At 53.0% G+C, this 23,533-nt stretch carries 22 protein-coding genes, 1 tRNA gene and 2 pseudogenes; 11 read left to right on the top strand and 14 right to left on the bottom strand.

Features of this window, described 5'->3' with window-relative positions; all coding sequences use genetic code 11:
• Positions 1 to 55: 55 nt before the first annotated feature.
• The 8 genes and pseudogenes from mdcE to ACMGGR_RS06970 form a co-directional block, all read right to left on the bottom strand.
• Entirely contained in the window at positions 56 to 853 is a 798-nt protein-coding gene (mdcE, locus tag ACMGGR_RS07005; protein WP_414148488.1) for a biotin-independent malonate decarboxylase subunit gamma, read from the bottom strand.
• Positions 850 to 1,686 carry a biotin-independent malonate decarboxylase subunit beta gene (locus ACMGGR_RS07000; protein ID WP_246757745.1) on the bottom strand — a complete coding sequence of 279 codons (837 nt, stop codon included), beginning with the start codon at positions 1,684 to 1,686 and terminating at the stop codon, positions 850 to 852. Before ACMGGR_RS07000 ends, mdcE begins: the two co-directional genes overlap by 4 nt.
• Positions 1,679 to 1,978, bottom strand: coding sequence for a malonate decarboxylase acyl carrier protein (gene mdcC / locus ACMGGR_RS06995; protein WP_246757746.1), 300 nt, complete (start codon positions 1,976 to 1,978; stop codon positions 1,679 to 1,681). Before mdcC ends, ACMGGR_RS07000 begins: the two co-directional genes overlap by 8 nt.
• Positions 1,979 to 1,987: 9 nt before the next feature.
• Complete coding sequence (locus ACMGGR_RS06990) at positions 1,988 to 2,839, bottom strand: triphosphoribosyl-dephospho-CoA synthase (protein WP_414148487.1); 852 nt, start codon at positions 2,837 to 2,839, stop codon at positions 1,988 to 1,990.
• Positions 2,839 to 4,494 carry a malonate decarboxylase subunit alpha gene (gene mdcA / locus ACMGGR_RS06985; RefSeq protein WP_246757748.1) on the bottom strand — a complete coding sequence of 552 codons (1,656 nt, stop codon included), beginning with the start codon at positions 4,492 to 4,494 and terminating at the stop codon, positions 2,839 to 2,841. Before mdcA ends, ACMGGR_RS06990 begins: the two co-directional genes overlap by 1 nt.
• Positions 4,495 to 4,834: 340 nt before the next feature.
• Positions 4,835 to 5,053, bottom strand: a complete 219-nt coding sequence (locus tag ACMGGR_RS06980) for a hypothetical protein (RefSeq protein WP_414148486.1) — start codon at positions 5,051 to 5,053, stop codon at positions 4,835 to 4,837.
• Between the two features lie 244 nt (positions 5,054 to 5,297).
• On the bottom strand, positions 5,298 to 5,600 hold the full coding sequence (locus ACMGGR_RS06975; RefSeq protein ID WP_414148485.1) for a helix-turn-helix domain-containing protein: 303 nt from the start codon (positions 5,598 to 5,600) through the stop codon (positions 5,298 to 5,300).
• 94 nt (positions 5,601 to 5,694) lie between these two features.
• Positions 5,695 to 5,811: pseudogene (locus tag ACMGGR_RS06970) on the bottom strand (diaminopimelate decarboxylase); the annotation flags it as partial.
• Between the two features lie 304 nt (positions 5,812 to 6,115).
• Here ACMGGR_RS06970 and ACMGGR_RS06965 point away from each other — a divergent pair.
• The 4 genes from ACMGGR_RS06965 (at position 6,116) to ACMGGR_RS06950 (ending at position 10,583) form a co-directional block, all read left to right on the top strand.
• Positions 6,116 to 6,568 (top strand): type II toxin-antitoxin system RatA family toxin, encoded by a 453-nt coding sequence (locus ACMGGR_RS06965; RefSeq protein WP_414148484.1) that lies wholly within the window; start codon positions 6,116 to 6,118, stop codon positions 6,566 to 6,568.
• A 249-nt stretch (positions 6,569 to 6,817) separates the two neighbouring features.
• Positions 6,818 to 7,309 carry a (2Fe-2S)-binding protein gene (locus ACMGGR_RS06960; protein ID WP_246757752.1) on the top strand — a complete coding sequence of 164 codons (492 nt, stop codon included), beginning with the start codon at positions 6,818 to 6,820 and terminating at the stop codon, positions 7,307 to 7,309.
• Entirely contained in the window at positions 7,306 to 8,304 is a 999-nt protein-coding gene (locus ACMGGR_RS06955) for an FAD binding domain-containing protein (protein ID WP_414148483.1), read from the top strand. Before ACMGGR_RS06960 ends, ACMGGR_RS06955 begins: the two co-directional genes overlap by 4 nt.
• Positions 8,301 to 10,583 carry a xanthine dehydrogenase family protein molybdopterin-binding subunit gene (locus ACMGGR_RS06950; protein ID WP_414148482.1) on the top strand — a complete coding sequence of 761 codons (2,283 nt, stop codon included), beginning with the start codon at positions 8,301 to 8,303 and terminating at the stop codon, positions 10,581 to 10,583. Before ACMGGR_RS06955 ends, ACMGGR_RS06950 begins: the two co-directional genes overlap by 4 nt.
• Here ACMGGR_RS06950 and ACMGGR_RS06945 read toward each other — a convergent pair.
• On the bottom strand, positions 10,561 to 11,562 hold the full coding sequence (locus tag ACMGGR_RS06945) for an XdhC family protein (RefSeq protein WP_414148481.1): 1,002 nt from the start codon (positions 11,560 to 11,562) through the stop codon (positions 10,561 to 10,563). The genes ACMGGR_RS06950 and ACMGGR_RS06945 overlap by 23 nt on opposite strands.
• Entirely contained in the window at positions 11,546 to 12,172 is a 627-nt protein-coding gene (locus tag ACMGGR_RS06940; protein ID WP_414148480.1) for a nucleotidyltransferase family protein, read from the bottom strand. Before ACMGGR_RS06940 ends, ACMGGR_RS06945 begins: the two co-directional genes overlap by 17 nt.
• Positions 12,173 to 12,313: 141 nt before the next feature.
• Between ACMGGR_RS06940 and ACMGGR_RS06935 the strand changes: the two genes are divergently transcribed.
• Positions 12,314 to 13,774: an AMP nucleosidase gene (locus ACMGGR_RS06935; RefSeq protein ID WP_246757757.1), complete on the top strand. Its 1,461-nt coding sequence runs from the start codon at positions 12,314 to 12,316 to the stop codon at positions 13,772 to 13,774.
• Positions 13,775 to 13,842: 68 nt separating this feature from the next.
• On the opposite strand, the gene ACMGGR_RS06930 is transcribed toward ACMGGR_RS06935, so the two are convergent.
• Positions 13,843 to 14,376 carry a VOC family protein gene (locus tag ACMGGR_RS06930; RefSeq protein ID WP_246757758.1) on the bottom strand — a complete coding sequence of 178 codons (534 nt, stop codon included), beginning with the start codon at positions 14,374 to 14,376 and terminating at the stop codon, positions 13,843 to 13,845.
• 125 nt (positions 14,377 to 14,501) lie between these two features.
• The gene (locus ACMGGR_RS06925; RefSeq protein WP_246757759.1) at positions 14,502 to 15,623 is read right to left on the bottom strand and encodes a Gfo/Idh/MocA family protein; all 1,122 of its coding nucleotides are present in this window, start codon (positions 15,621 to 15,623) and stop codon (positions 14,502 to 14,504) included.
• 322 nt (positions 15,624 to 15,945) lie between these two features.
• Here ACMGGR_RS06925 and ACMGGR_RS06920 point away from each other — a divergent pair.
• From ACMGGR_RS06920 to ACMGGR_RS06910, 3 genes and pseudogenes are all read left to right on the top strand, one after another.
• Positions 15,946 to 16,021, top strand: a tRNA-Asn gene (locus ACMGGR_RS06920).
• 391 nt (positions 16,022 to 16,412) lie between these two features.
• Positions 16,413 to 17,285: pseudogene (locus tag ACMGGR_RS06915) on the top strand (DUF3289 family protein).
• Positions 17,285 to 17,674 (top strand): DUF943 family protein, encoded by a 390-nt coding sequence (locus ACMGGR_RS06910; RefSeq protein ID WP_414148479.1) that lies wholly within the window; start codon positions 17,285 to 17,287, stop codon positions 17,672 to 17,674. Before ACMGGR_RS06915 ends, ACMGGR_RS06910 begins: the two are co-directional and overlap by 1 nt.
• A gap of 95 nt (positions 17,675 to 17,769) precedes the next feature.
• Here ACMGGR_RS06910 and ACMGGR_RS06905 read toward each other — a convergent pair whose 3' ends face one another.
• Complete coding sequence (locus tag ACMGGR_RS06905) at positions 17,770 to 19,296, bottom strand: MFS transporter (RefSeq protein WP_414148478.1); 1,527 nt, start codon at positions 19,294 to 19,296, stop codon at positions 17,770 to 17,772.
• 125 nt (positions 19,297 to 19,421) lie between these two features.
• On the opposite strand from ACMGGR_RS06905, the gene ACMGGR_RS06900 reads away from it, so the two are divergent.
• The 3 genes from ACMGGR_RS06900 (at position 19,422) to ACMGGR_RS06890 (ending at position 21,701) form a co-directional block, all read left to right on the top strand.
• A complete protein-coding gene (locus ACMGGR_RS06900; RefSeq protein WP_414148477.1) occupies positions 19,422 to 20,309 on the top strand; it encodes a LysR family transcriptional regulator in 888 nt (295 codons plus the stop codon).
• 338 nt (positions 20,310 to 20,647) lie between these two features.
• Positions 20,648 to 21,175: an RES family NAD+ phosphorylase gene (locus tag ACMGGR_RS06895; protein ID WP_414148476.1), complete on the top strand. Its 528-nt coding sequence runs from the start codon at positions 20,648 to 20,650 to the stop codon at positions 21,173 to 21,175.
• A 181-nt stretch (positions 21,176 to 21,356) separates the two neighbouring features.
• Positions 21,357 to 21,701 (top strand): ArsR/SmtB family transcription factor, encoded by a 345-nt coding sequence (locus tag ACMGGR_RS06890; RefSeq protein WP_414148475.1) that lies wholly within the window; start codon positions 21,357 to 21,359, stop codon positions 21,699 to 21,701.
• Between the two features lie 49 nt (positions 21,702 to 21,750).
• On the opposite strand, the gene ACMGGR_RS06885 is transcribed toward ACMGGR_RS06890, so the two are convergent.
• Positions 21,751 to 23,181, bottom strand: a complete 1,431-nt coding sequence (locus ACMGGR_RS06885) for an MFS transporter (protein WP_414148474.1) — start codon at positions 23,179 to 23,181, stop codon at positions 21,751 to 21,753.
• Between the last annotated feature and the right edge of the window lie 352 nt (positions 23,182 to 23,533).

Genomic DNA, 23,533 nt, shown 5'->3' with positions numbered 1-23,533 from the left:
ACGCCGTGAGCGTCCGGCATACTGACAGCCGGCAGGTTGAATTATTTTTTAAGGGTTACCAGCTGGCGCGAAGACGTTCACGCACCAGCGTCGAGCCGTGGCGTTCGGGCGCGGTTTGCGCACTCCGGCCCGGTTTTTGACGAGCATCGCGGACAGCGTTGGCTAAGGTTGTCTGAACCCGCTGCACGTCTTCATCGGCTGGCGCATCGGGATTAGCGATATCCAATAGCGACGACAGCAGGCCGAAGGTCGCGTAATTGCCAATGTCATAGGCCATCGGCGGCACGCTGGCGGCCAGCTTTTCCAGCGCTTCAACGGTGCGCAATGTAATGCGCGCCGCCGAGGCTTTCCCCATTGCGTGCACCTGTACGGCCGGATCGTTAAAAGCAATCAGTCGGTTGGCCTGATAACCATGCGCCAGAAACGCGCCGGACATCGCTTTGCCGACGATCAGGCCAATCACCGGATGCCCGGCCAGACGCGCCTGGGCATAGGCGCCCGCCGCGCCCGCCAGCGCCTGGTGGATGCCGAATCCCTCTTCACGACGGCCATATGCCTGGCTTGGCACGTCGATAACCGCGACAATCGGGCGCTTAACCGCACGGTCAGCATCTTCAGCAATGGTTTCCTGCACCACTTTTGCCAGCGTCCAGCCTTCCAGCAGGCCAACTTCACCTTGCGCCGCTCGCGGATAGCGATTGTGTGCATCAGGCACCACGGCGATAAAGCGGGCGATTTCGCCATTCAGCTCGCTGTCGGCTACCTGTACCGAAGGGCAAAGGCCATCATGACGTGCGGCACCGGCGGTTAATCTGGTAAGCCACAGATCGCCGCGGCTGTTGGATGCGCTCATGATTTTTCCTCCGTAGCAAAGAGTTGATGAATGGTGTCGGTGCTGGCCTGTTGAGCGGTATCAAAACGGCTTAGCCTTTCCAGATAGAAAGCGTAATTTTCGCTGCGATGCTGTGCCGGAACGCCTTGCGCCAGCGCATCGTTCACCGCTGTTTTTATCGCCTGTACGCCATCCTTCACCAGCGCATCCACCAGCCCGCTCTGATAGCGGATTTCACCGCCGGTCATGCTCCAGATAAAGGGCCGGTTGCGCGAGTCGTATTCATCGATACCCGCTTCCTGCTCGATAACCTGCGGCCCGTTCAGGCCAAGACGCGCTTCGCGGGTTACAATCAGATGGCTGCACAGCGCGGCCGCAATCGACATGCCGCCAAAGCAGCCGACGGTGCCGGCAACAATGCCGATAACCGGCGTGTACTGGCGCAAATCGACAATCGCCGCATGAATATCGGCGATCGCAGCCAGGCCGAGGTTGGCTTCCTGCAGGCGTACGCCGCCGGTTTCAAGGCACAATATCGCCTGGGTCGGCACGCCGTTGCGGTTATCTTCCGCCGCCAGCTCCAGCGCGCCCGCCATTTTGGCACCGGAAACTTCGCCCATGCTGCCGCCCTGGAAGGTACCTTCGATGGCGATAACCACCGTGGGCTTGCCGTTAAGCGTGCCTTTCATTACCACCATGCCGTCGTCGGCCTGCGGCACAATGCCCTGCTTTTCCAGCCACGGCGACATGACGCCATCAAAGGGATCGAGCAGTTCGCGCGCGCTGCCTTCATCCAGCAATGTCATGGCACGCTGACGGGCGCGCAGTTCGATAAAGCTGCTGTCATCACGCATGGTTTACCTCCTCAAACACCTGTTCGATACGGATACGCGCCACGCCGGGCGTCGCGCCAAAGTCGTGGATAACCAGCTTTCCGGCAGGCAAGTCGCTTAATTCTGCCAGGCGGCTGAACAGCGCATCCCAGCGTGACTGGCTGTTATCCACCGAGGTGGTGATAGCCACGTTAAGCGCCGCGCCGCTGTCCGCGGTGTATAACACTTCCATATCGCCTGAACCTACTACGCCAGCCAGCGCTTTACCGCTGAGCTTGCGGCGGGCCGGGTAAGACAACGTTATATTTTCCATAGCAACCTCTTAAATGAGTGGCGATGCCAGCCTGTCGATAAAGAGCGTGGCGGCCAGTAAATCGGCCGCGCCGCCCGGCGACGCATTCAGCGCCAGCATCCTGTTATCCAGCTGTTCCAGCGCCTGACGACCCGCCGCCTGCGCATAACCGCCTGCGTCCAGCACCGCTTGTGCACCGGTGCGCATCGCCTGCATGCCCGCAAGCCCTGCACGATTCAGTACGCAGGTATCGGTTAGCGAAGTCATGATCGCCATCAGCGCATCGAGTTGGGCGGCGGTTTCGTCTGCCCCGGCACGACGGCTGCGCCGCAGCTGCGGCAGCGCAAGCCGGGTAATATGCGGAAAGCCCTGCTGCGCCTCTTCGCGTGCGCCCGGCACCTGAAAACGATGCACCGCACGCAGCCCTTTACTAAAAGTTTTTGGCGCGGCCTGGTCGGGCAGACGAGCCAGCGCGGCGGCGGTATCGCACAGCTGCTGGCTTCCGGCATTGCCGTCCAGCATGGCGGCCGCGCTGACCAGCAGGCCCAGCGCCCAAATCGCGCCACGATGGGTATTGACGCCCGCCGTGGCGGCCATCATCTGGCGCTCACCTTCACGGCCAAGACGACCTACGGTTTCTCGCAGCGCCACGTCGGCCGGACGCCGCCAGCTTTGCTGGGCAAGCGCATAAAACGTTGGCGTCAGGCTGTGGGCAGAGCGCTCCATCAGCGCCAGCGTCAGATCCCGATGCGCGCCGCTCCCGCGACGATCCACCAGTCCCGGCTTCGGCGTCAGGTTCACTTCTGTAATCAGGCAATCGGTCGCGCACTGCGCCAGCTGTTGCAGACGGGTTTCTACCGATTGCGGCGCGAGTCGTTTCATTACCAGCTCCGGAATTTGGCCGGTGGGTTATAAAGTCCGTCGGACCATTCGACTAAATCGGCAACGCTACCGGCAGCCAGCAGCGAGCGCGTTGCGTCAGCACGGCGAATTCCGAGGTCTTCCGGGAAGACTACCTTGCCGCTGCGGCGCAGGTCGGTTACGCGCTTCGCATCTACGCCCAGGCCAACGTCGGTGATGCCTGCCACCGCTGCGACCATCGCGCGGCGCTCTTCCAGGCTTTCGGCACGGTAGAGATAGGCGATACCTTCTTCCGTCAGGACGTGGGTGACGTCATCGCCATAAATCATCACCGGCGCAAGCGGCATACTGGCGTTTTTCGCCACTTCGATGGCATCCAGTTTTTCGACAAAAGAGGGTTTGACGCCCGCCTGGAAGGTTTCAACCATCTGCACCACCAGCTTGCGGCCACGCGCCATCAAATCCGGGCCGTTTTTCATGGCCAGCCAGGCAGGAGTAGCGTGACGGCGACCATGCGGATCGTGGCCCATATTTGGCGCGCCACCGAAGCCGGAAAGGCGACCGCGCGTGACGGTAGAGGAGTTGCCGAGACCATCAATTTGCAGTGTTGAACCAATAAACATGTCCACAGCGTACTGGCCGGCAAGCTGGCACATAGCACGGTTGGAGCGCATCGAGCCGTCTGCGCCGGTAAAAAAGATATCGGGACGCGCGCGGACATACTCTTCCATTCCCAGCTCGCCGCCAAAGCAGTGCACGCTCTCTACCCAGCCGCTTTCGATAGCCGGTATCAGCGTCGGATGCGGGTTCAGCGTCCAGTGCTTGCAGATTTTGCCTTTCAGGCCGAGCTGTTCGCCATAGGTGGGCAACAGCAGTTCGATGGCGGCGGTGTTAAAACCAATGCCGTGATTGAGCGACTGGACCTGGTGCTCTGCGTAAATGCCTTTAATGGCCATCATCGCCATCAGGATATGTTCCTGCTTGATCAGGCGCGGATCGCGGGTGAACAGCGGCTCAATAAAGAAAGGTTTATCAGCAACCACCACGTAATCAATCCAGGAACCGGGGATATCAACGCGCGGCAGGTCGCACTCGTCTTCTACCAGTTCGTTAACCTGAGCAATAACGATGCCGTCGTGAAACGCCGCCGCTTCGACCAGCGCGGGCGTATCTTCCGTTCCCGGCCCGGTATAAAGATTGCCTTTGCGGTCGGCTTTATAACCGGCCACCAGCGCGACGTTGGGCGCCAGATCAACATACAGGCGGGCGTAGAGTTCGATATAGGTATGGATGGCGCCGATTTCGAGCTGGTCATCTTCCAGCAGCTGCGAAATGCGCAGGCTTTGCGGGCCGGAGAAGGAAAAATCAAGCTTGCGCGCTATCCCTTTTTCAAAGATATCAAGGTGTTCACTGCGCCCGACGCTGGGCATAATCATATGCAGGTCGTGAACTTTTTGCGGATTAACCTGCGCCAGCATGCGGGAAAGAAAGTCGGCCTGTTTCTGGTTGTTCCCTTCCAGCACTACGCGATCTTCTGGTGAAATCAACCGCTCCAGCATTTCGACCATCCCGTCTGTAGGGAGGACTTTTCCCTGTACCGGAACCGACGCTATTCGCCGCTGCTTTTCCGTGCGTCGCCTGTTCCAGACGCGCGCCGTTTGTTGATCTGATGGCATGATTAACCTCCTGAATTAACGTTTCGCATGATAACGAACGCAGAAAGTATGAGCCTTGCAGGGGTATCCATCAAACAACCCCTGACGCCGATCGTTACTCTGAAGTTAACGATTTAATGTCAGGTAATTTGCGCCAGATCACGTCATTAGGGTTATTTTTGTGAATTTTCTGGTACAGAAACGGCGGGCTGACGGTAATGAACAAGATGCCGCTGGCAGAAGACCAGCCTGGTGGTCGGGCAGACAGCCCGTTATGATATTGCAGAGCTTTTTACACTTTATGGCGGCGGGTCAGCGGGGGCGGTTTAACGGCCTGAATCAGGCAGTAAAGGCAAAAGCGTCAGGCCAGTCGTTTTACGACAGGATTTTTTGCCGTAGCCGCTTCATGGAAAATATCATCCAGCCACTGTACCAGCTCGTCGGAGCTTAAATCAGCCGGGACAGAGTAATCATATAAACGGGAAAATTTGTTTTCGTTAAGATCTACCCGATATAGCGCCCAGCCAGAATTTATCGCTTTTATCCCCATTGTTCGGCCAAAAACGTTGAAAATCATCATGGTTGCCTCCTGCTCCGCTAACCGATGGGTTTTTAAACACTTCAGAGAAACAGGCTGCTGGATTCAGCAGATATAAGGATTGTTTATCAAACAGTATTTGTCATAAAAAAACTGCCAGGTTAACGATTCGGAACTTCTTGCGGGCAAGGTACCCTATTGAAAAATTCGGGGTCACGGACACAGCGCGGGTACCCGCAACCCTTCAGCACAACGGCCAGGACTAAACCTGGTATTAACGCTATTCTTACAGCACAAAGCCATAGTGTGACCCGTCCGGCAGGTCTATGCGCAGCTGCAATTTGCCACCTGCCGCCTCAATATAGCGTTTTAGCGTAGAAAGCTTGATATCGCGTCCCGGTTTTTCCATCCCTGCTACCGTGGGCTGTTTTACTCCCAGCGCCTGCGCCATTTCAGTTTGGGTTTTTTGTACGCGTTCGCGCAGTTCTGCCAGATGGATATTCAAACGTAGTTCGGCTGCCAGTACTTCCGCTTCGGCAACAACGTCTGGCTTTTCCTCCGCCAGGATATGCTCCAGTGTTCTCATCATAAACCTCGTGTTTTATTGAGATAATCGGTCAGTTCCCGATCCGCAATAGCGATCGTCATAAAAACGCTTTTCGTTCCCTGCTTTTCTGGCCGCGCACAGCAGGTCCCTTTTCTCTCAGCACCATTAGCGCTGCCAGTACGCAGGCTCGCTCCTTGTCCTGCAATGCGCTGTACCACCAGTCAAACCGATCGGTTGTTTTAATCTTCCACATACTTTACTCCCTGTCACTATAGCTTCCAGGCTATATAGATGCAAACCTATAGTGCAGGATAATGCGCTTGCTGCTTTCGATACGCATCTCGCTTTATAAAGAAGCTGGAAATATCTTCCGAAAATTCTATGAATGTGACAAAGCGCTAAGGCTAATGTGGAAAGTAGCTCGCAAATATCCGCCTAAAACCTTCGGCGATGCATGATGAATTTGTTGCGACGGATCAATAAGCCTGCGGATGTTACTCCTTAGCATCAGCCAATGATGCCTGCTGGCTCCGGTCGCAACAGAAAGGTTTAAAAAAATGACCACTTTTGAGAAACGTATCCAGGTTAGTTTTAGCCAGCGCCAGATGTATGAGCTGGTTGCCGATGTCGCGGCCTATCCTGAGTTTTTACCCTGGTGCAGCCAGGTCGAAATCTTAAACCAGCAGGATGACAGCCAGCTGGTACGCATTGGCTTGCGCTACCAGCAGCTTCCCCAGCTGAGCCTGACCACGCGGGCCACTTTCCATCCTCATACATCGCTGCATCTGCGGCTGGTTTCCGGATCGTTCCTTGCCGCCTTTTCCGGCGACTGGTTTTTTGCGCCTTGCAGCGAGGGGGCTGGCTGTATCGTCACTTTCCGCGTGACGTATCGCTTCTCTGGTCGTCTTCTGAAGCTCGCCCTTTCGCCCTTTTTTAGTCTGATGGTCAGCATGCTGCCAGATCGGTTTATTCAGCGTGCCGAAAAAATTTATTCGTCAGCGCAGGCGTGATTTTGGCTTATGCGTCCGCTTGTTGGACTTATAACGCGCGGGAAACTTTTTTAAACGCGAGCTTAAAGCACGCCGCTTTCACTTTTTTTTGCCGTTCCTGACTATCCTTATCTTTCCGATACGCTCATCTAAAAAAGCGATCGCTTGTGTTCCCCCTTTACAGGCTTACCTGTTTTTAAAGCAATGTGACAGTGTCGCTGGCATAGCGCTGCGCATGCTGTCGGTGACCTCCCCAATCTGGAGACGACAATGACACACCATCACGCCATGCAGTTAATCGTGAACGGCGAGACTCGCCTTCTGACGATCGATCCACGTACTACCTTGCTGGACGCGCTGCGGGAACATATTGGCTTAACCGGCTCTAAAAAAGGGTGCGACCAGGGCCAGTGCGGCGCCTGTACGGTACATATTGACGGCGAGCGCGTGCTGAGCTGTCTGACGCTGGCGGCCCAGGCGGAAGGCAGGGAAATTACCACCATCGAAGGGCTGGCGGAAGCAGACGGCACGCTGCATGCGGTGCAGGCTGCTTTTTTGCAACACGACGCTTTCCAGTGCGGCTACTGCACTTCTGGCCAGATTATGTCGGCCGTCGCCTGTATCAAAGAAGGTCATGCGCATTCCGATGATGAAATTCGTGAATATATGAGCGGCAACCTGTGCCGCTGCGGCGCTTATCCCAATATCGTGAAGGCCGTTAAGGATGCCGCCGCGCGAGTCAGGCAGGAGATCGTATCGTGAGAGAATTTAGCTATCAACGCGCCGCTGACGTTGCCAACGCTACCGCGCTGGGCAGTCAGCCTGAAACCCGCTTTCTTGCCGGAGGTACGACGCAGTTAGATCTGATGAAGTGCGGCGTGGAGCGCCCCGCTGCCCTGGTAGATATCACCCACCTGCCCGGCCTGAACGATATCACCTTAAGCGACAGCACGCTGACGCTGGGCACGCTGGTAAAAATGAGCCAGGCGGCCGACAGCAAAACGGTAAAAACCTTTGCTCCGGCGCTGGCGGAAAGCCTGTCGCTGGCCGCTTCGGCGCAGTTACGCAATATGGCTTCGCTGGGCGGCAATATCCTGCAGCGTACCCGCTGTAGCTATTTCCGCGATCCGCTGGCCTATTCCGCCTGCAATAAACGCCAGCCCGGCTCTGGCTGCGCCGCGCTGGATGGTCTGAATCATAACCACGCGGTTCTGGGCACCAGCGACAGCTGTATTGCGCTTTACCCCGGCGATTTTGCCGTGGCGCTGACCGCTTTTGATGCCGTGTTAAATCTGCAAAACGCCCGCGGCGAACAGCGTTCCGTCACGGTAACGGATTTTTTCCGCCTGCCGGAAGATCGTCCCGATCTTGAGCACCAGCTCGCTTATGGCGAAATGATCGTGAGCCTGACGCTGCCACGCAGCGCGGCTTTAGCTCGCTCGCACTATCTTAAGGTCCGCGACCGCAGCTCCTACGAGTTCGCCGCCGCCAGCGCCGCCGTTGGCCTGGAGCTGGAAGACGATAACCTGACGATCAAAGAAGCCCGCGTTGCGCTGGGTGGCGTGGCGACAAAACCCTGGCGTGCTTATCAGGTTGAACAGGCTTTACGCGGACAGCGGCTGGATGAAGCAACGTTACGTAAAGCGGCTGAAAAAGTGACCGAGGGCGCTATCGCTCGCCAGCACAACGGCCACAAAATTATTCTTGCTCCGCGCGTGGTCGCCAGAGCGTTAATGACCGTGGGAGGCCTGGCATGAGCATGACAGAAGCGCAGACTGCAACCCGAAAACAGGCGCTGGGTAGCCCGTTAGATCGCGCCGATGGCCGCCTGAAAATTCAGGGGCTGGCTACCTATGCGATTGAAAAATCGCTGGAGAATATGGCTTATGCGGTGGTGGTGCAGTCGACCATTCCTTATGGCCGCATCCGCAGCATGAATATTGAACGGGCGCGCCAGTCCCCTGGCGTTCTTGCCGTCTATAACCATCATAGCGGCCTGATTATTCACCCGGCAAAGACCTTTGGTCAGGGCGGCGCGGCCGCTCAGGCCTTTTTGCCATTACAGGACGACAAGGTTTTGTGGAACGGTCAGCATATTGCGCTGGTGGTGGCTGAAACACTGGAGCAGGCCACCGAAGCGGCCGCGCTGATCGAAACCGAATACGAACAGCAGGCCGCCATTGTCCATCCCGATAATCCTGACGCCAGGCCCGAAACGGTAGATGCTTTAACCATTGAATGGGGTGATGCGGTCCCGGCGCTGGCTCAGGCCGAGGTGCAGATCGGCGGCGTTTATACCACGCCCAGAGAATATAACTCGCCAATAGAACCGCACGGCTGCATCGCGCACTGGCAGGACGGCAGCCTGACGCTGTGGGAACCCAGTCAGTGGGTAGGCGGTGCGCGCCAGGTTGTTTCTGAATGGATGGCTATCGATCGCGAAAAGGTTCGGGTGATTTCGCCTTACGTTGGCGGCGGCTTCGGCTGTAAAGGCGGTATTCAGCCACACAGCGCGCTGGCCTGCGTGGCGGCACGCGAGCTTAAACGTCCGGTGAAGCTGGCGCTAACCCGCCCGCAAACCTTTACCGCGTTTGGTGGCAGACCGCGCACTCACCAGCAGCTGGCGCTGGGTGCCAGCCGGGATGGCACGCTGCAATCCATTGTGCATGACAGCTGGAACGAAACCGCGCTAAACGATGTGCATAAAGAGCCTTGCAACGCCGTTACGCCGCTAATGTACGCGTCGCCAAATTTTCTTTCGCACCACAAGCTGATTCATCTTAATACCGTTAACCCGAGCTGGATGCGCGCGCCGGGCGAGAATCCCAGCGCTTTTGCACTGGAAGTTGCGATGGACGAACTGGCCTGGGCGCTGAAAATGGATCCGCTGGCGCTGCGATTAAAAAACTACGCGGAGCAGGATCCGCAGGCCAAAATTCCCTGGAGCTCTCGCCAGCTGCGCGAGGCTTACCAGCAGGGTGCCGACGCGTTTGGCTGGAGCAAGCGTCCTCTGGAACCGCGCAGCCTGCGCGAAGGACGCCAGCTGATTGGCTGGGGAATGGCCTCCGGCACCTATCCGGTGCGCCGCACGCCTGGCGAAGCGCAGATAGTATTGTATGCCGACGGGCGTCTTGAAGTGCAAAGCAGCGGCGTGGATATCGGTACCGGCACCTATACCATTCTGGCGCAAACGGCGGCGGATGTGCTGCTGGTCGCGCCGGAAAGTATTACCGTTTTGCTTGGCGATACGCTGCTGCCGCGAGCGCCCGTCGCGGGCGGTTCCCAGCTGGCCAACCTGCTGACCGGTGCGGTACATAAAACGGCGCTGGCGCTGAGGGATATGCTGATTACGCTGGCCGTCAGCACCGAGAAATCGCCGTTATGGCAGCAATCTCCGGCAGCGGTAGCGCTGGCGGACGGTTTTCTCTGGCTAAGCGACAAACCCAATCTGCGCGTCAGCTTTAGCGAGCTGTTAAGGCTGAGCGGTAACGATAAACTGATCGCCCATCAGGACACCTTTGCAACAACGGCCAGCGAGGACGATCGCAACAAAGCTGACAGCACCTCTTCGATGATGGTGCCGCCGACGGAAGGTGGCGTTTCTGCCCACAGCTGGAGCGCCATTTTTGTCGAGGTCGCGGTTGATGAAGATTTTGGTACAGTGCGGGTAAAAAGAATGGTGGGCGCATTTGACTCGGGCCGTATCTACAATCCAAAACTGACGGAAAGCCAGTGGATTGGCGGCATGGTAATGGGTATTGGCCAGGCGCTGCTGGAAGAAGGCGCCATTGACGACAGGGACGGCCGCATCACCAACGCTAACCTGGCCGATTATCTGGTGGCGGTTAATGCAGACATTCCTGAGCTGACTACTATCGACGTCGGCAAGCCCGATTATCTGGCAACCGTGCTGGGCGGCAAAGCAGTGGGCGAACTAGGCATTGTCGGCGTGGCGGCGGCCATTTCCAACGCGGTATGGCACGCCACCGGCAAACGTATTCGCGACTTACCGATTACCCAGGACAAACTGCTGTAAGCACCTGCGGGCTGGTCTGCGGCCCGCGGTTCTTATGCATCACAATATCTGCCATCACCGCCAGCGCTATTTCGGCTGGCGTTTTACTGCCAATCGCCAGGCCTATCGGCGCATGCACCCTGTTCAACTGTTCTTCAGTAAATTCTGCAATCGTTCTCAGGCGCTCGCGCCGCTTATCGCTGCTGCGATGTGACCCGATAACGCCGATATAAAAAGCGTCGGTATGAATGGCTTCCATCAGCGTCAGATCGTCAATACGCGGGTCGTGCGTCAGCGAAACTACCGCGCAGTGACGTCGACAGCCGTGAGTTTCGATAAATTTTGCCGGAAACTGCTCGATAAGCTGGACAGCCGCGTTAAGGCTGCTGGCGTAATCGCGCAGCACTTCGGGTCGGTTTTCACAGACGGTAACTTCAAAACCGAGCGCCACCGCAAATTCGCTACAGCAGAGTGCGACAGCGGAGAGTCCGGCAATCAGCACGCCAGGCGCAGCGGCAAACGTCAGCGTCAGCTGGTCGCCATCACGCATAACGGTCGCGACGGAATCTTCGCTGACAGCCAGCATGCGGCAGCGATTGGGCAGCGTTAGCCCTTTACTTAAAGCACTGCCGTCTGCAAGCGCGGCGGCATGGCGCTGAAGATAAGCCAGGCTTTGTGCGTCCGACGGCAGATATTCAATCAACACCTCGAGCGAACCACCGCAGGGCAGCGGCCGATCTGGCGCTAAGCCCCCATCACCGTAACGGATAACCTGGCTGGCCTGACGATATTGCCCGGCCTGAAGGCGAGCCAAAAAATCTTCTTCCACACAGCCGCCGGATAGCGAGCCGCATACGTTGCCGTGCTGATTAGCCACCAGCAGCGAACCCACTGCCCTGGGGGCAGAACCCCAGGTTTTAATGACGGTGCAGAGCCAGACGGGCTGCTGTTCAATCCAGCCAAGCGCCTGGCTGATGACGCGACTATTTAGCGACTGCATGTTTTTCTCCCGCTGGCAGCTGTGAAGGCAGATCGATATCCCGCAGGACCGCTTCGTCCTCCAGCTCAATCGTATATAAAGGAAAATGCAGCGCCAGGCCGCGCGCGCCCTGTTCATCCGTCAGCGTGCTGAGCGCCTTAAAGGTCTGGCGGCCAAAGCCGACCGGATGCCCCTGGCGAGCCTGCCAGACCGGGCGGACAATACCGTCCTCTACCACTTTATCTGCAACCAGCCGCAGCGTTGCGCCGGTGATAAACGGCATATCCGCAAGGTGGATCAGCCAGCCGTCCCAGGCGGCCATCTGCCGAACGCCCGCAGCGATTGACTCCCCCATGCGCGTGTTTTCCACCAGCACGGTGGTTACGTGGTGCTGCTGGCAAAGCTGGCGAATGGCCTGTTGTTCAGGTCTGGTCACCACGCATATCGGCAGACCACTCTGTAGCGCGGCGAAAAAGCTATGGGCGAATACCGACCTTCGCCGTCCTTCAGTATCCGTAAATTCCGCCTGCAGCTTGTCGGTTGCGCCACCCGCAGCCTTGAAACGCTGCCCTACACCGGCAGCGATAATTAATACGCCTACCGTTTTTTCCCTGGGCTCTGTCTTGTCCATATTGTTTACCTTAGTGACTTTCAGGTTATCAGCGTAGCGCAAAATGATGAAGGTTGTAAGAATTCCTCCCGCATCTGAGCACGTACGCGCGATTTCAGCTAACATGCTGTTAAGAAAACAATAACCGCCCGAGGAGAGACCATGACGCAGCCTTCTGCCCCCCAAGGATTATCTGTCAGCGAGGCGCTGGACAAGCTGGACTCATTGTATGAGGCGGCAGTCAGCGCACTGCGACAGGCCATCACTACCTATGTTAACGAAGGTACGCTGCCGGACGCCGCCAGCCGCGCCGACGGCCTGTTTGTTTATCCTGAGCTGCGCGTTAGCTGGCAAGGCGATGCGGCACAACACAAGCTGTCACGCGCCTTTGGCCGTTTTACCCGGCCCGGCAGCTACGCAACGACCATTACTCGTCCCGCGCTGTTTCGTCATTATCTTACCGAGCAGCTCACGATGCTGTGCAACGAATACCCCGTTACGCTGGAAGTACGGCCTTCACAGCAGGAGATCCCGTTTCCCTATGTGATTGACGGCACCAGCCTGGGGCTGGATCGCAGCATGAGCGCTGGTCTGGCGCAGCATTTTCCCACTACCGAGCTGGCGCAAATCGGCGATGAAAACGCCGACGGACTTTATCAGCCTGGCGAAAAGTTTCCGCTGTCGCATTTTGATGCACTGCGCACCGATTTTTCACTGGCCCGCCTGCGTCACTACACCGGCACGCCGGTGGAACATTTCCAGTCGTGGGTACTGTTTACCAACTATACCCGCTACGTGGATGAGTTCGTGCGCTGGAGCTGCGAGCAGATTGCCGATCCTGATTCGCCTTACGAAGCCCTTTCCTGCGCGGGGAGCATTTATATTACCGCCGACACGCCCGATCCTCAGGAAACCATTTCTGGCCTGGCGTGGAAAAATCACCAGATGCCGGCCTGGCATTTAATCGCGAAAGAAGGCCAGGGCATTACGCTGGTCAATATCGGCGTTGGCCCCTCCAATGCAAAAACCATCTGCGATCATCTCGCCGTACTGCGTCCGCACGCCTGGCTGATGATTGGCCACTGCGGCGGCCTGCGCGAAAGCCAGACCATCGGCGATTATGTACTGGCGCATGCCTATCTGCGTGACGATCACGTGCTGGATGCGGTATTGCCGCCGGATATTCCGGTGCCAAGCATTGCCGAGGTACAGCGCGCGCTGTTCGACGCGACCAAACAGGTCAGCGGTATGCCGGGCGAAGAGGTAAAACAGCGGTTGCGTACCGGCACGGTGGTTACCACGGACGATCGTAACTGGGAGCTGCGCTACTCTGCTTCCGCGCTACGTTTTAACCTTAGCCGCGCCGTGGCTGTCGATATGGAAAGCGCCACCATCGCCGCGCAGGGCTATCGTTTCCGCGTACCTTACGGCACGCTGTTATGCGTTTCCGACAAGCCGATTCATGGCGAGATTAAATTACCCGGACAGGCGAACCGTTTTTACGAAGGCGCTATCTCTGAGCATTTGCAGATTGGTATTTGCGCCATCGACCTGCTGCGCGCAGAAGGCGACAAGCTGCATTCACGTAAATTAAGAACTTTTAACGAGCCGCCTTTCCGTTAAGGTGGCAGGCGGTAGCAAGGCGGCCGACTGTTGCCTTGCTACCGCTATTTTCTACGCCTGAGTAATTTTTACGATGACTTCGCCGGGATCCAGCGTTTTTCGGTCGCTTCAGCGTCGTAATGCAAAGGAGAAGGCAGCGTAATCAGCTCAATCAGCGCACCAAAAGGCGCGCGACAGAACCAGGTTTGGTTGCCCTTACCCTCTTCCTGCGAAAACGCATCATTTGGGCCATCATACATTTCTGCGCCATGCTTTTTCATTCTCTCACCTGCTGCATGAATATCATCCACGTACATGGAGAAATGATTAACGCCCGCATGACTGATATCCTGGCGACCATTTGCCGTTTCCGGGCTGGTTTGAAACAGCTCCACGTTGCAGCCGTTGGCTAACCGCAGCATTGCCACGCCCGTCACCTTCATCTCTGGCGGAAAGCCGTTAACCGAATGGATATCTTTGCCCTCCATGGTTGCATCAGGATCTTCTGGTGGCACCAGACGGTACAGCACGCTGGCATCCAGCGCGTTAATAAAAAACTTTTCTGCCTCTGCAAGGTTAGAAACCGTAATGCCAATATGCTCAATGCCTCTGATACTCATCATTTTTTCCCTTTTGATTAGCCTTCCTTAAGCCTGGCAGAAAAGTGATGTTTGTCACATTTAACCAGTAATATCCTGATGGAAAAACCTCAAAGGTTACAGTATTGCTACCCTTTTCCTCCCCATCATTAGATACCCACCCAGCGGCGTTCCAGAGCCGAAATGGCTATTGCCTCCAGCACTTTTGATACCTGTAGCCCTTCGGCAAAATCTGGCCACATGCGGTCGTTGGCAGCAATACCGTTAATAAGATCGCGTACCTCCACCGTTTTTTGATCGTTAAAGCCGATGCCGTGTCCGGCAGAAATACAAAAGGCCGCATAGTCAGGATGCGCCGGGCCGGTAAGAATTGTTTTAAACCCTTGCCGTCCGACTGTATCGCCGTGTTGATAAAGCGCCAGCTCCGCCATTCTTTCCTGCGTATAGCGGAGCGCGCCTTTAGTTCCGGTGACCACGTAGGTTAGTCCCATCTTGCTGCCGCAGGCGATGCGTGAAGTTTCAATGACGCCCTGTGCGCCGCTGGTAAAGCGCAATAGCGCGCTGGCTCGATCTTCGTTTTCAACCTCGCGTAGTAAAGCCGGATTTTTGGCATCCGGGCGCCGCTTAATCACCGTCTGCATATCACCGGAGACTTCGCTAATATCCCCCACCAGGTAATGCGCCATATTGACAATATGCGCACCTAAATCTCCTAAGGCGCCCAGGCCAGCCAGCGCTTTTTGACAGTGCCAGTCCAGCGGCGTCAGCGGATCGGCCAGATAGTCCTCATTATGCGTGCCATAAAAGTGCACCACTTCACCGATCTCACCGCTGGCGATAATTTCCTTTGCCAGCTGGCTGGTCGGGTTTTTCATATAGTTAAAGCCCACCAGCGTTTTCACCCCGGCCTGCTGCGCCGCATGCGTCATCTCTTCTGCATCAGCAACGTTGAGCGCCAGCGGTTTCTCGGAATAAACGTGCTTACCGTGGCGGATCGCTTCCAGCGCCATTTCCTTATGCAAAAAATTAGGGGCGCAGATATCAACCACATCGATAGCAGGATCGGCCACCAGTTCGCGCCAGTTGCCTGTCGAACGCAAAAAACCCAGCGCCGCAGCCTGCGCTTTTGCCGTTTCCGAATTTATTTCCGCCACCATTTCGCGCACTATTTCGCCCTTTAAAGCAAATACGGTAGGGGCTTGCGCATAGGCAATAGCATGGCAGCGTCCGATATAACCTGTACCAATCAAGCCGATTCTGATCTTTTTCATAGAGATTCCTTGCAGGTGAATGAGGCATCTGATTGGAATTTATATTTCGAAATCAGCATAAACAATATCAAAATGAAACAAACGTGATCGTTCTGACGAAAGTTGCTGTACGCCAAAAAGCCATACATCAGCGAATTGCGAGATGTTACGCAAAGCGGGGCTGGTGTAACTGTCAGTACTCGCCTCGGCCCTGATGTCAGCATCCGTTTATTTTGCTAAAAACGGAACAGCATGCTGCTTTATTCAGCAGTCGATGCAAAAACACCAAACAGGCTTTGACTTCCCCATGCACTCTCGATACTATGCGCCCCGTTCAAACGATTCCTCTGTAGTTCAGTCGGTAGAACGGCGGACTGTTAATCCGTATGTCACTGGTTCGAGTCCAGTCAGAGGAGCCATATTTAGAGAAGCCCGCTTCAGGAAACTGAAGCGGGCTTTTTGCTGTTGGGCTACCCGACAATAGCGTGTCGTGCGTGAGAGAAATTATTGCGCCCGGTCAGAATATTAAAATATCAGATAAGAACGGCCTCCCGCCTGGCCGGCAGTTCTTCAGGCGAATAGTGAGCACGCTTTTGCGGTGCAAAAGATTATTGCTATTCAGATAAACAAAACGACTATGCTCGATTGGAAATAGTTTTCTGGATTACCAGCAGCGGAAGTGCTGTCGTTTCATCATTCTATCTTTCAATCAAGCGTTCCCTCAGTGCTTGCTGGCGGTATGATATAACTATCAACGATAAATTTTTACGATATACTGCGCTAAATGGACAGTCTGGCATTTCAATAAGGATGGATCTAAGTAAGGGAGTACTATCTATGAGCAACGCTCAGTTTCCAGCGATGATTTTCGCGACGCAGAAGCGCTTTAACGATTTTTCCACCGATGATATGCGTTATGGCGATATATCAGAGGACAGGTTAAAAAGTGAGTTTGGACTGGTCAACATATCAAATATGGTTGATCCCTATGCCTTAACCCGATTAACAACGTTTGATAATCCACAATCAAGGTTCGCCGGGGCGTATGGCAGCATTAGCCGTGGCGGCAAGCTAAGCGTGCAGCAATGTACCCAACTCTTGTTTGAGGAAATGCAGGTAACTTCTCTACCCTATTCTTTCATCGGCCCGCACAGGCATTTAATCAATCGGATGCTGAGGTATTTTCAGTTTTCACGAGGTTCAGCCTTTCACGATCCCCAGTTGAATACGGCTTATCGTGAGAAGTTGTATTCAAACTATGCTACGAGACAGACAAAAACAGTTTTGCATGAGAATATTGGTCTTTTTATTGACTATAATAACAAAGGCTTTCCTCACAATAACTTAAAAGATCTTACAAGCGCCATTTAAGATTCTATCCTGCCAAAATTTGATTCCTTACTGCTTGATAGAATCAACGGGATGGGAATTACCGTTCATGACGTTTATGCAACAAAAATTGAAGTTCTTCGCCTTGACGTTAATGAGTATGGCTGGAAAGCAAGTATCAGGTTTACAGGCCAGGATCATTTTGGTTTAGACGTTAGCGATATACGTAAGCAGAAGTTTAATCAGTTCCAGTTTTTCAAAATAGGGTTTATTTTTCAAAGGTTTAACAGATTTGGTTTTCGGCCATTCCTGACCAATATGGAAGCTACAATTAATTTAGAAGGAAAAAGATAATGCGTAGATTTGTGATTTCAACACTTGTGTTACTGCTATGCTTCTTTAGCTATTTGGTTATCAAAAAGCAAGATGTCTCTGTTATTAATGCCCATTATGACGGCAGCACTGCACAGATTATTGTTGATGGATTGCCCTTTCTGGAATCTGATAAAATTGCATGTTGGGTTAAAAATAAAGAAAGTATCATGGAAAAGTATAACATCCCATCAGGTAAGAATAGCCCTTTTTTAATTAGTATCTATGCTTTTGGTGACGGATATAAAGAAGAAGGAAAAGAAGACAGACGCTGTTTTTCAGACATGAAACCACCTGAAAACTGTATTAATAAGAATATTATCATGTCAATAATCCGCACACGAAGCGGCAGCATAAAATATGAATTTTAACCAGAAAGCCAATATCCATTTTTAAATGGGCATTGGCTTCTATTCTTTACTTTCCTGCCGTCTTTTACTTTTTTCTCGCTATGCAAAAACAGTCATCATTCAGGTAAGGTTTGAGATCTCACCTCGCTGTTACTTAACGTCATCCACACCAGAAACGCGCACAAAACAGTAATGACCGCCAGAGCCTGAAATAAGAATGTATAGGCATCATCGTAACTTTCACGGAGTAGCGTTCGCGGAAGGTTGGGTAAAACCTTTGCTGCCTGATTAAGATTCCCTCCTCCCAGCCAGGTAGCAGCCTGCTTAATTAGATCGGGTTTATAAGCAGAAGCTGCCTTTTCAAGATTCAGTTTGTTTATTTCTACTAAAAATGTTGTAACTATCGCTAAAGCAATCCCCTCACCGGCCACGCGCACCGTATTAAACAAACCGGCTGCCATGCCAGCTTTTTCCAGCGGCACAGCAGAGACGGCCAGCCCGTCCATCAGCCCCCACGGAAGCGCTGCACCTGTACCAGTGATAAGCATTGATACCATAAGCAAGCTAAGGCTGCTGCTTTGTAATGCCTGCCCGGCCATCAGTAATCCTACGGCAGACAGGATTAGCCCCGCTGCTGATACTGTCCCCAGTTTAAACCAGCGGGTGAGTACGGCAGCAAGCGAGGGAAATATCAGCATCGGACCGGTCAAAGCCATAAGATAAACGGCGCTTTGCGTCTCGTTCAACCCTTCCCCACCCATAAAATGCAGCGGAATAATAATCAGCAGGACAACGTAGCAATAGCAGGTCGCTATCGGTAATAACAACACGCCAGTAAAACGTGGATAGCGCAAAAGAGAGAGGTCAAAAACAGGATGTTCTACTTTCCGACAGCGAGTCAGAAATAGTCGAATAAGCAGCATGGAGGCAATAAATAAAGCCAGCACAGGAAATGATAACCACCCACATCCTGGCATAAGCATAACTGCCAGAGTAAACAGGACAAGCGCCACGGTAAAAAGCACTATGCCCGGTATATCCATTTTCTGTTGCGATTGCTTTTTTGAAGGTGGTAGAAATGCCATGCCCGTTAGCATCAGGATACCTGCAAGTATTGCCATTGCAGCGTAAACCCAGCGCCAGCCGAAAGCGTCGGTAATCAGCCCAATCAGGAGAGGCCCGAAAGCTAATCCGGCGCCAAACATGGTGCCGAGCATACTGAATACCCTGGTTCGTGCATTTCCGTCATAGAGCTGGGCCAGTGCCGCACTGCCTCCAGCCAGCGTCATTGCTGCTGCGATACCCTGAATCCCCCTCAATAGCCCGATTACGCCAGTACTTTCAGAAACAACAATAAGCAAGTTGCTAAAGCAAAAGGTAATTAAGCCAGCAATAAATATACGCTTTCGGCCGGTAATATCAGCAGTAACGCCGGCTGTTAGTAGAAAACTGCCAAAAGTCAGCATAAATCCATTTGTTAGCCAGGCGAGAACTGCTGGAGAGCCACCCAGCGCATGACTGATAGCCGGAGTGGTAATCACGCCACCGGTAAAGCTTAGCGGTAACAGCATGGCCGCCAGGAAAATTGAGAGAGCGGCAATAGCTCTGGCATACCGTGAAGGAGATGCAATGGTGAAGGTCATTAGATTACCTTTGATATTCGGCTTTTTTAAGAAGTTAAAAACAATGTCTGCCCATCCTATTGCGGATATTTAATAAGATAAATAGACTGGCTATACCTTCTGACGCGACAAAAAGTTTATAATCTATGGACAGTTTTACTCTGTTAACTTCTTTTGTACGGACGGCGGAAACACTCAGCTTTGTACAGGCAGCAAGATCCCTGGGTATTTCCGCATCCGCCGTGGGTAAGAACGTTGCCAGACTTGAAAATAAGCTGGGCATAAGACTTTTTAACCGCAGTACGCGAAACGTCAGCCTGACCGCAGAAGGGATCACGTTACTGGCACGCTGTCAGCATATTTTTGAGCAGCTGAGAGAAGCCGAAGCAGAATTAACCCGCACCGTAGAACAGCCTGCCGGAAAACTCAGAGTTTCACTGCCGGTAATAGGCTATCGCTTGCTGCTCCCTCTTCTTCCATCGTTCACTCGCCGCTATCCGGCTATCGAACTGGAACTGGACTTCAGCGATCGACTGGTAAACCTTATTGATGAAGGGTTTGATGTAGCTATACGAAGCGGAGAGATCGCCGACTCCAGGCTAACATCGAAAACGCTCGGGAATTTTAGCTTTGTCCTTTGCGCGAGTCCCGCTTATCTGAACGAATACGGCTCCCCTGACTCCCCAGAAGATCTGAAAAATCACAAATGTGTTCTCTTTCGTTTTCCTTCAACGGGGCTTGTTCAGCCATGGGAACTACAGGGGATGCGTATTACAGGCGATTTTAATCCCGTCTCTGTACTAACGGCCAATAACATTGAAGCGGTAATCCATATCAGCACCGCAGGACTGGGGATAAGTTACGTTCCTGATTTTGTGGTACGGGAAGCTTTTAATCAGGGAGCGTTGCAGGAAGTGTTAGCCGGTCACTGCATAAAAACAGGCAGTTTTTCAGCGCTGTGGCCAACGAGCCGCTACCTTTCTCCACGGATACGCTGTTTTATTGATTTTATGGCTGAGAGCTGGTCCTGCTGATGTCGTAACATCCCGTCATTTTATTTACCTGTTGTAAAAGATTGAGGCGAAAAGTCTGCCAGAGTCATCTTAGCGTTGCTGCGTCGGTATCAATCCTACGAAACATTGTAATTATCTGTGCTTATAAAGTGCCGTTATCAATCCTACGAAACATTGTAATTATCAGTGCTTATAAAGCGCCGTTATCGACCCTACGAAACATCGTAATTATTTATGCTTATAAAGCGCGTTTTACGCGTGGATGATGGTTTTCATCATTCGCCAGATTACTGGCAGACCTGAGTAATAATCAACTATTGTTAAGCATTGAATTATTGAGAACAGAGTCCAGAGGCTTCATGGAAATAACCAACTATTTAATCAATGTTAAGGGGATTTTTTATCGGGCAATAGATCCGCTTTATCGGGATGTTGCTTTATCAGGCTCAAGGGTTCCGGGCCGCTATTCAGACAGCAATCAGCCCACGCTGTATCTTAGTTCATCACCAGAAGGCGTAGAGGCGGCATTGAAAGCCCATAACGGCGCCAGGCGTGACAGGCTTGAAATTATCAAGGTCAGCGTTATCGCTGATAAAATTTTTGATTTACGAAATTTAGCTGGATTGCAGGCAGCCAATATTGATATCAACGATGCGCTTGCCCCATGGCAGGAAACTGTAAGTCAGGGCAGTATCCCCGAGTCATGGAGAGTCCGTAATCGTCTGGAATCATATGGCATAAACGGATTAATAGACCCTTCCCGAAAAGCGCCAGGTCTTTGGCATCTGGTTCTTTTTTCCTGGAATCAGGAGAGCAAACCTTCTGTATCCCTTTATGAAGCAGCAGAAGCTGGCTTGAATTATGACGATTATCAAGATTTATCCTGACATCTGTTTCAAAGCTTCCTGATAGCTGGATGATACTGGAGCGAAAGTTAATTTTACGATTGCGTCAGCGCTAACAGATTTGAAAACGATGCAATAACACCATGACGAATAACTGCGGATCATGAAATCTATAGTATGATTGTACGATTGTTTGTATACCTTTTAATAAGGTTATTTTTCTATGATGAAGCATCATCCAAACCGTGAACAGCTACGGCTGGACAGCATTCTGGCCGCTCTTGGGCATCCTGTCCGAATGAGCGTGGTGAAAGTATTGGCAGACGGAAAGGAACATACCTGTGGCTCACTGCTGAAAGGTATTTCCAAATCTACGCTTACCCATCACTGGCGCACTCTCCGTGACGGCGGCATTATCTGGCAGATCCCTTCAGGAAGAGAAAACCTTCTTAGCCTGAGGCGCGAAGATCTGGATTCGCGATTCCCTGGACTTCTTGATTCGTTTCTTAAGGCTGCTACGCAGGATGAGCAGACCAGTTCGATAATTGCCACCTATTGTGCCGAGTAAAGTAAGCAGGTAAGCGCCGTCAGGCGCTTATTTAACTCTGGATCTCTACTCAGTCAGCTGGCGTTAACGTCTTGTTGTCCAGCGCAGATGGGGTATTTGAAGGAAGAAAACAGGCTATCAAAAACGCCATAAACATGCCCGCCGCCGCTAACATAAATGCGTATTTTGCCATGGTGGCCAGAAAGAAAGCGTCATGAACTTCGCCGCTATGCCGGGAAAGTGAAGTCGCCACGGCAATCAAAATCGCCAGCCCGATGGCGTTGCCTACATTTAGCGTTGTCGATGCCATGCCGGATGCAATCCCCTGCTCATCATGCCGTACACCCGTTGCTGCTGAGATCCACATGGTCGTCCAGACAATCCCCTGTCCAATACCTGAAACGATCAATCCCGGCAGCAGCATCAGGTATGTTCCGGTGACCGTTGCTCCATACATCATCATCAAGGTTCCGGCGATACCCGTCAGGCATCCTGCCATCATAGCGCTACGCGTTCCGAAGCTTCCGGTCAGCCTGGCACCTGCTTGCGTACCGGCAAAAATAAATACGGATGGCACGATAAAAGCGAGCCCCGTTTTTAAAGCTGAATATTTCAACACGTCCTGGAACAGGATAGTTTCAAAATAAGGCAGCGCGCCAAACGTGCCCATATAAATAAAAGTGATAACTACACCTGACAGAAGATAACGATTCTTTAATAGCGTCAGCGGCATCAGAGGTGTCCGGCTTTTAAGCTCAATGACGACAAAAAGGATAAGGCTGAGCACGGATAAGGTAAACGGAACCGTCACCGATCGCCACCCCTCTTCAGGCCCTTGTACCAGAGAAAAAACCAGTAAAGTTGAAGCGGCCGTCACCGTCAATGCTCCCGGCATATCGAAACCTTGTCTGACCGCTCTTTTCTTATCAGCGGGCAGAAGAGCAACGGCAAGAATAATTGCTATACCAGCCAGCAGGACGTTGATATAGAAAACGGATGCCCAACCGGCATATTCCGTCAGTATTCCTCCAGAAAGCGAACCCAGCGTCAGCCCGCTGGCGCCTGCGCCTCCCCAGATAGCTAAGGCACGGTTTCTTTCTGAGCCCTCTGTGAATAACCGGTTCAGTAAAGAAAGCGTAGCCGGAAAAAGGAACGCGCCGCCTGTGCCCTGAACCGCGCGAGCGACGATTATCATCTCCGGTGTCCATGCAATCGCCCCCATTAAAGATGAAGCGGCATAAAGAAACAGTGCAAAAATAAACATTCTCTTTTGGCCAATCTGGTCAGCAGCCCGGCCTCCCAGCAATAGAAAACCCCCGCAAAAAACCGTGTAGGCGCTAACTACCCATTGAAGCGACTGTCCGGAAAAATGGAGGCCTTTTCCTATTTCTGGTAACGCAACAAAAACGATATTGATATCAAGTGAAATGATAAGTTGAGCAAAGGCCAGAAGCGCCAGACATCCACGTCGGACTGATTGGGATTGGTTTGCGTTGAACATAAGTAACCCTCAGTTAAATAGTACGCATACATACGTACAATCAAACAGTAGAGCATTCGGCCTCTGCCGACAAATATTACTTTGCGTAATCACATAGGGTAAAAAAAAGCATGCTTATATTAAGCAAAGATTATGATTATCCAATAGTTTATTTGCGGGCGTAATAAATTTTACTGCCGAATATAACTCTTCTTTTTGCTTTCTGAATGCGTATACCAGCAGGATAGTTATCCTGTAAGCCTGACATAGCCTTCTCCAAAATTCTTTAGCCATATATACTTTTCACTGGCCCTGAACGATGGCCGTTTCAGGAGCCTTGACAGAGGGTAGTTAGATGATTAGCTTACCGACG

It is taken from the genome of Erwinia sp. BNK-24-b, from assembly GCF_047456155.1.
Taxonomy (GTDB): Bacteria; Pseudomonadota; Gammaproteobacteria; order Enterobacterales; family Enterobacteriaceae; genus Erwinia; species Erwinia phyllosphaerae.
The sequence above is the reverse complement of the archived record's forward strand: the minus strand, read 5'-3'. Positions and strand labels throughout refer to the sequence as shown.

Excerpts from the sequence above, each read along its gene's own strand:
- mdcE (WP_414148488.1), bottom strand. The coding sequence starts at position 853 with ATGAGCGCATCCAACAGCCGCGGCGATCTGTGGCTTACCAGATTAACC.
- ACMGGR_RS07000 (WP_246757745.1), bottom strand. The coding sequence starts at position 1,686 with ATGCGTGATGACAGCAGCTTTATCGAACTGCGCGCCCGTCAGCGTGCC.
- mdcC (WP_246757746.1), bottom strand. The coding sequence starts at position 1,978 with ATGGAAAATATAACGTTGTCTTACCCGGCCCGCCGCAAGCTCAGCGGT.
- ACMGGR_RS06990 (WP_414148487.1), bottom strand. The coding sequence starts at position 2,839 with ATGAAACGACTCGCGCCGCAATCGGTAGAAACCCGTCTGCAACAGCTG.
- mdcA (WP_246757748.1), bottom strand. The coding sequence starts at position 4,494 with ATGCCATCAGATCAACAAACGGCGCGCGTCTGGAACAGGCGACGCACG.
- ACMGGR_RS06980 (WP_414148486.1), bottom strand. The coding sequence starts at position 5,053 with ATGATGATTTTCAACGTTTTTGGCCGAACAATGGGGATAAAAGCGATA.
- ACMGGR_RS06975 (WP_414148485.1), bottom strand. The coding sequence starts at position 5,600 with ATGATGAGAACACTGGAGCATATCCTGGCGGAGGAAAAGCCAGACGTT.
- ACMGGR_RS06965 (WP_414148484.1), top strand. The coding sequence starts at position 6,116 with ATGACCACTTTTGAGAAACGTATCCAGGTTAGTTTTAGCCAGCGCCAG.
- ACMGGR_RS06960 (WP_246757752.1), top strand. The coding sequence starts at position 6,818 with ATGACACACCATCACGCCATGCAGTTAATCGTGAACGGCGAGACTCGC.
- ACMGGR_RS06950 (WP_414148482.1), top strand. The coding sequence starts at position 8,301 with ATGAGCATGACAGAAGCGCAGACTGCAACCCGAAAACAGGCGCTGGGT.
- ACMGGR_RS06945 (WP_414148481.1), bottom strand. The coding sequence starts at position 11,562 with ATGCAGTCGCTAAATAGTCGCGTCATCAGCCAGGCGCTTGGCTGGATT.
- ACMGGR_RS06940 (WP_414148480.1), bottom strand. The coding sequence starts at position 12,172 with ATGGACAAGACAGAGCCCAGGGAAAAAACGGTAGGCGTATTAATTATC.
- ACMGGR_RS06935 (WP_246757757.1), top strand. The coding sequence starts at position 12,314 with ATGACGCAGCCTTCTGCCCCCCAAGGATTATCTGTCAGCGAGGCGCTG.
- ACMGGR_RS06930 (WP_246757758.1), bottom strand. The coding sequence starts at position 14,376 with ATGATGAGTATCAGAGGCATTGAGCATATTGGCATTACGGTTTCTAAC.
- ACMGGR_RS06925 (WP_246757759.1), bottom strand. The coding sequence starts at position 15,623 with ATGAAAAAGATCAGAATCGGCTTGATTGGTACAGGTTATATCGGACGC.
- ACMGGR_RS06910 (WP_414148479.1), top strand. The coding sequence starts at position 17,285 with ATGCGTAGATTTGTGATTTCAACACTTGTGTTACTGCTATGCTTCTTT.
- ACMGGR_RS06905 (WP_414148478.1), bottom strand. The coding sequence starts at position 19,296 with ATGACCTTCACCATTGCATCTCCTTCACGGTATGCCAGAGCTATTGCC.
- ACMGGR_RS06900 (WP_414148477.1), top strand. The coding sequence starts at position 19,422 with ATGGACAGTTTTACTCTGTTAACTTCTTTTGTACGGACGGCGGAAACA.
- ACMGGR_RS06895 (WP_414148476.1), top strand. The coding sequence starts at position 20,648 with ATGGAAATAACCAACTATTTAATCAATGTTAAGGGGATTTTTTATCGG.
- ACMGGR_RS06890 (WP_414148475.1), top strand. The coding sequence starts at position 21,357 with ATGATGAAGCATCATCCAAACCGTGAACAGCTACGGCTGGACAGCATT.
- ACMGGR_RS06885 (WP_414148474.1), bottom strand. The coding sequence starts at position 23,181 with ATGTTCAACGCAAACCAATCCCAATCAGTCCGACGTGGATGTCTGGCG.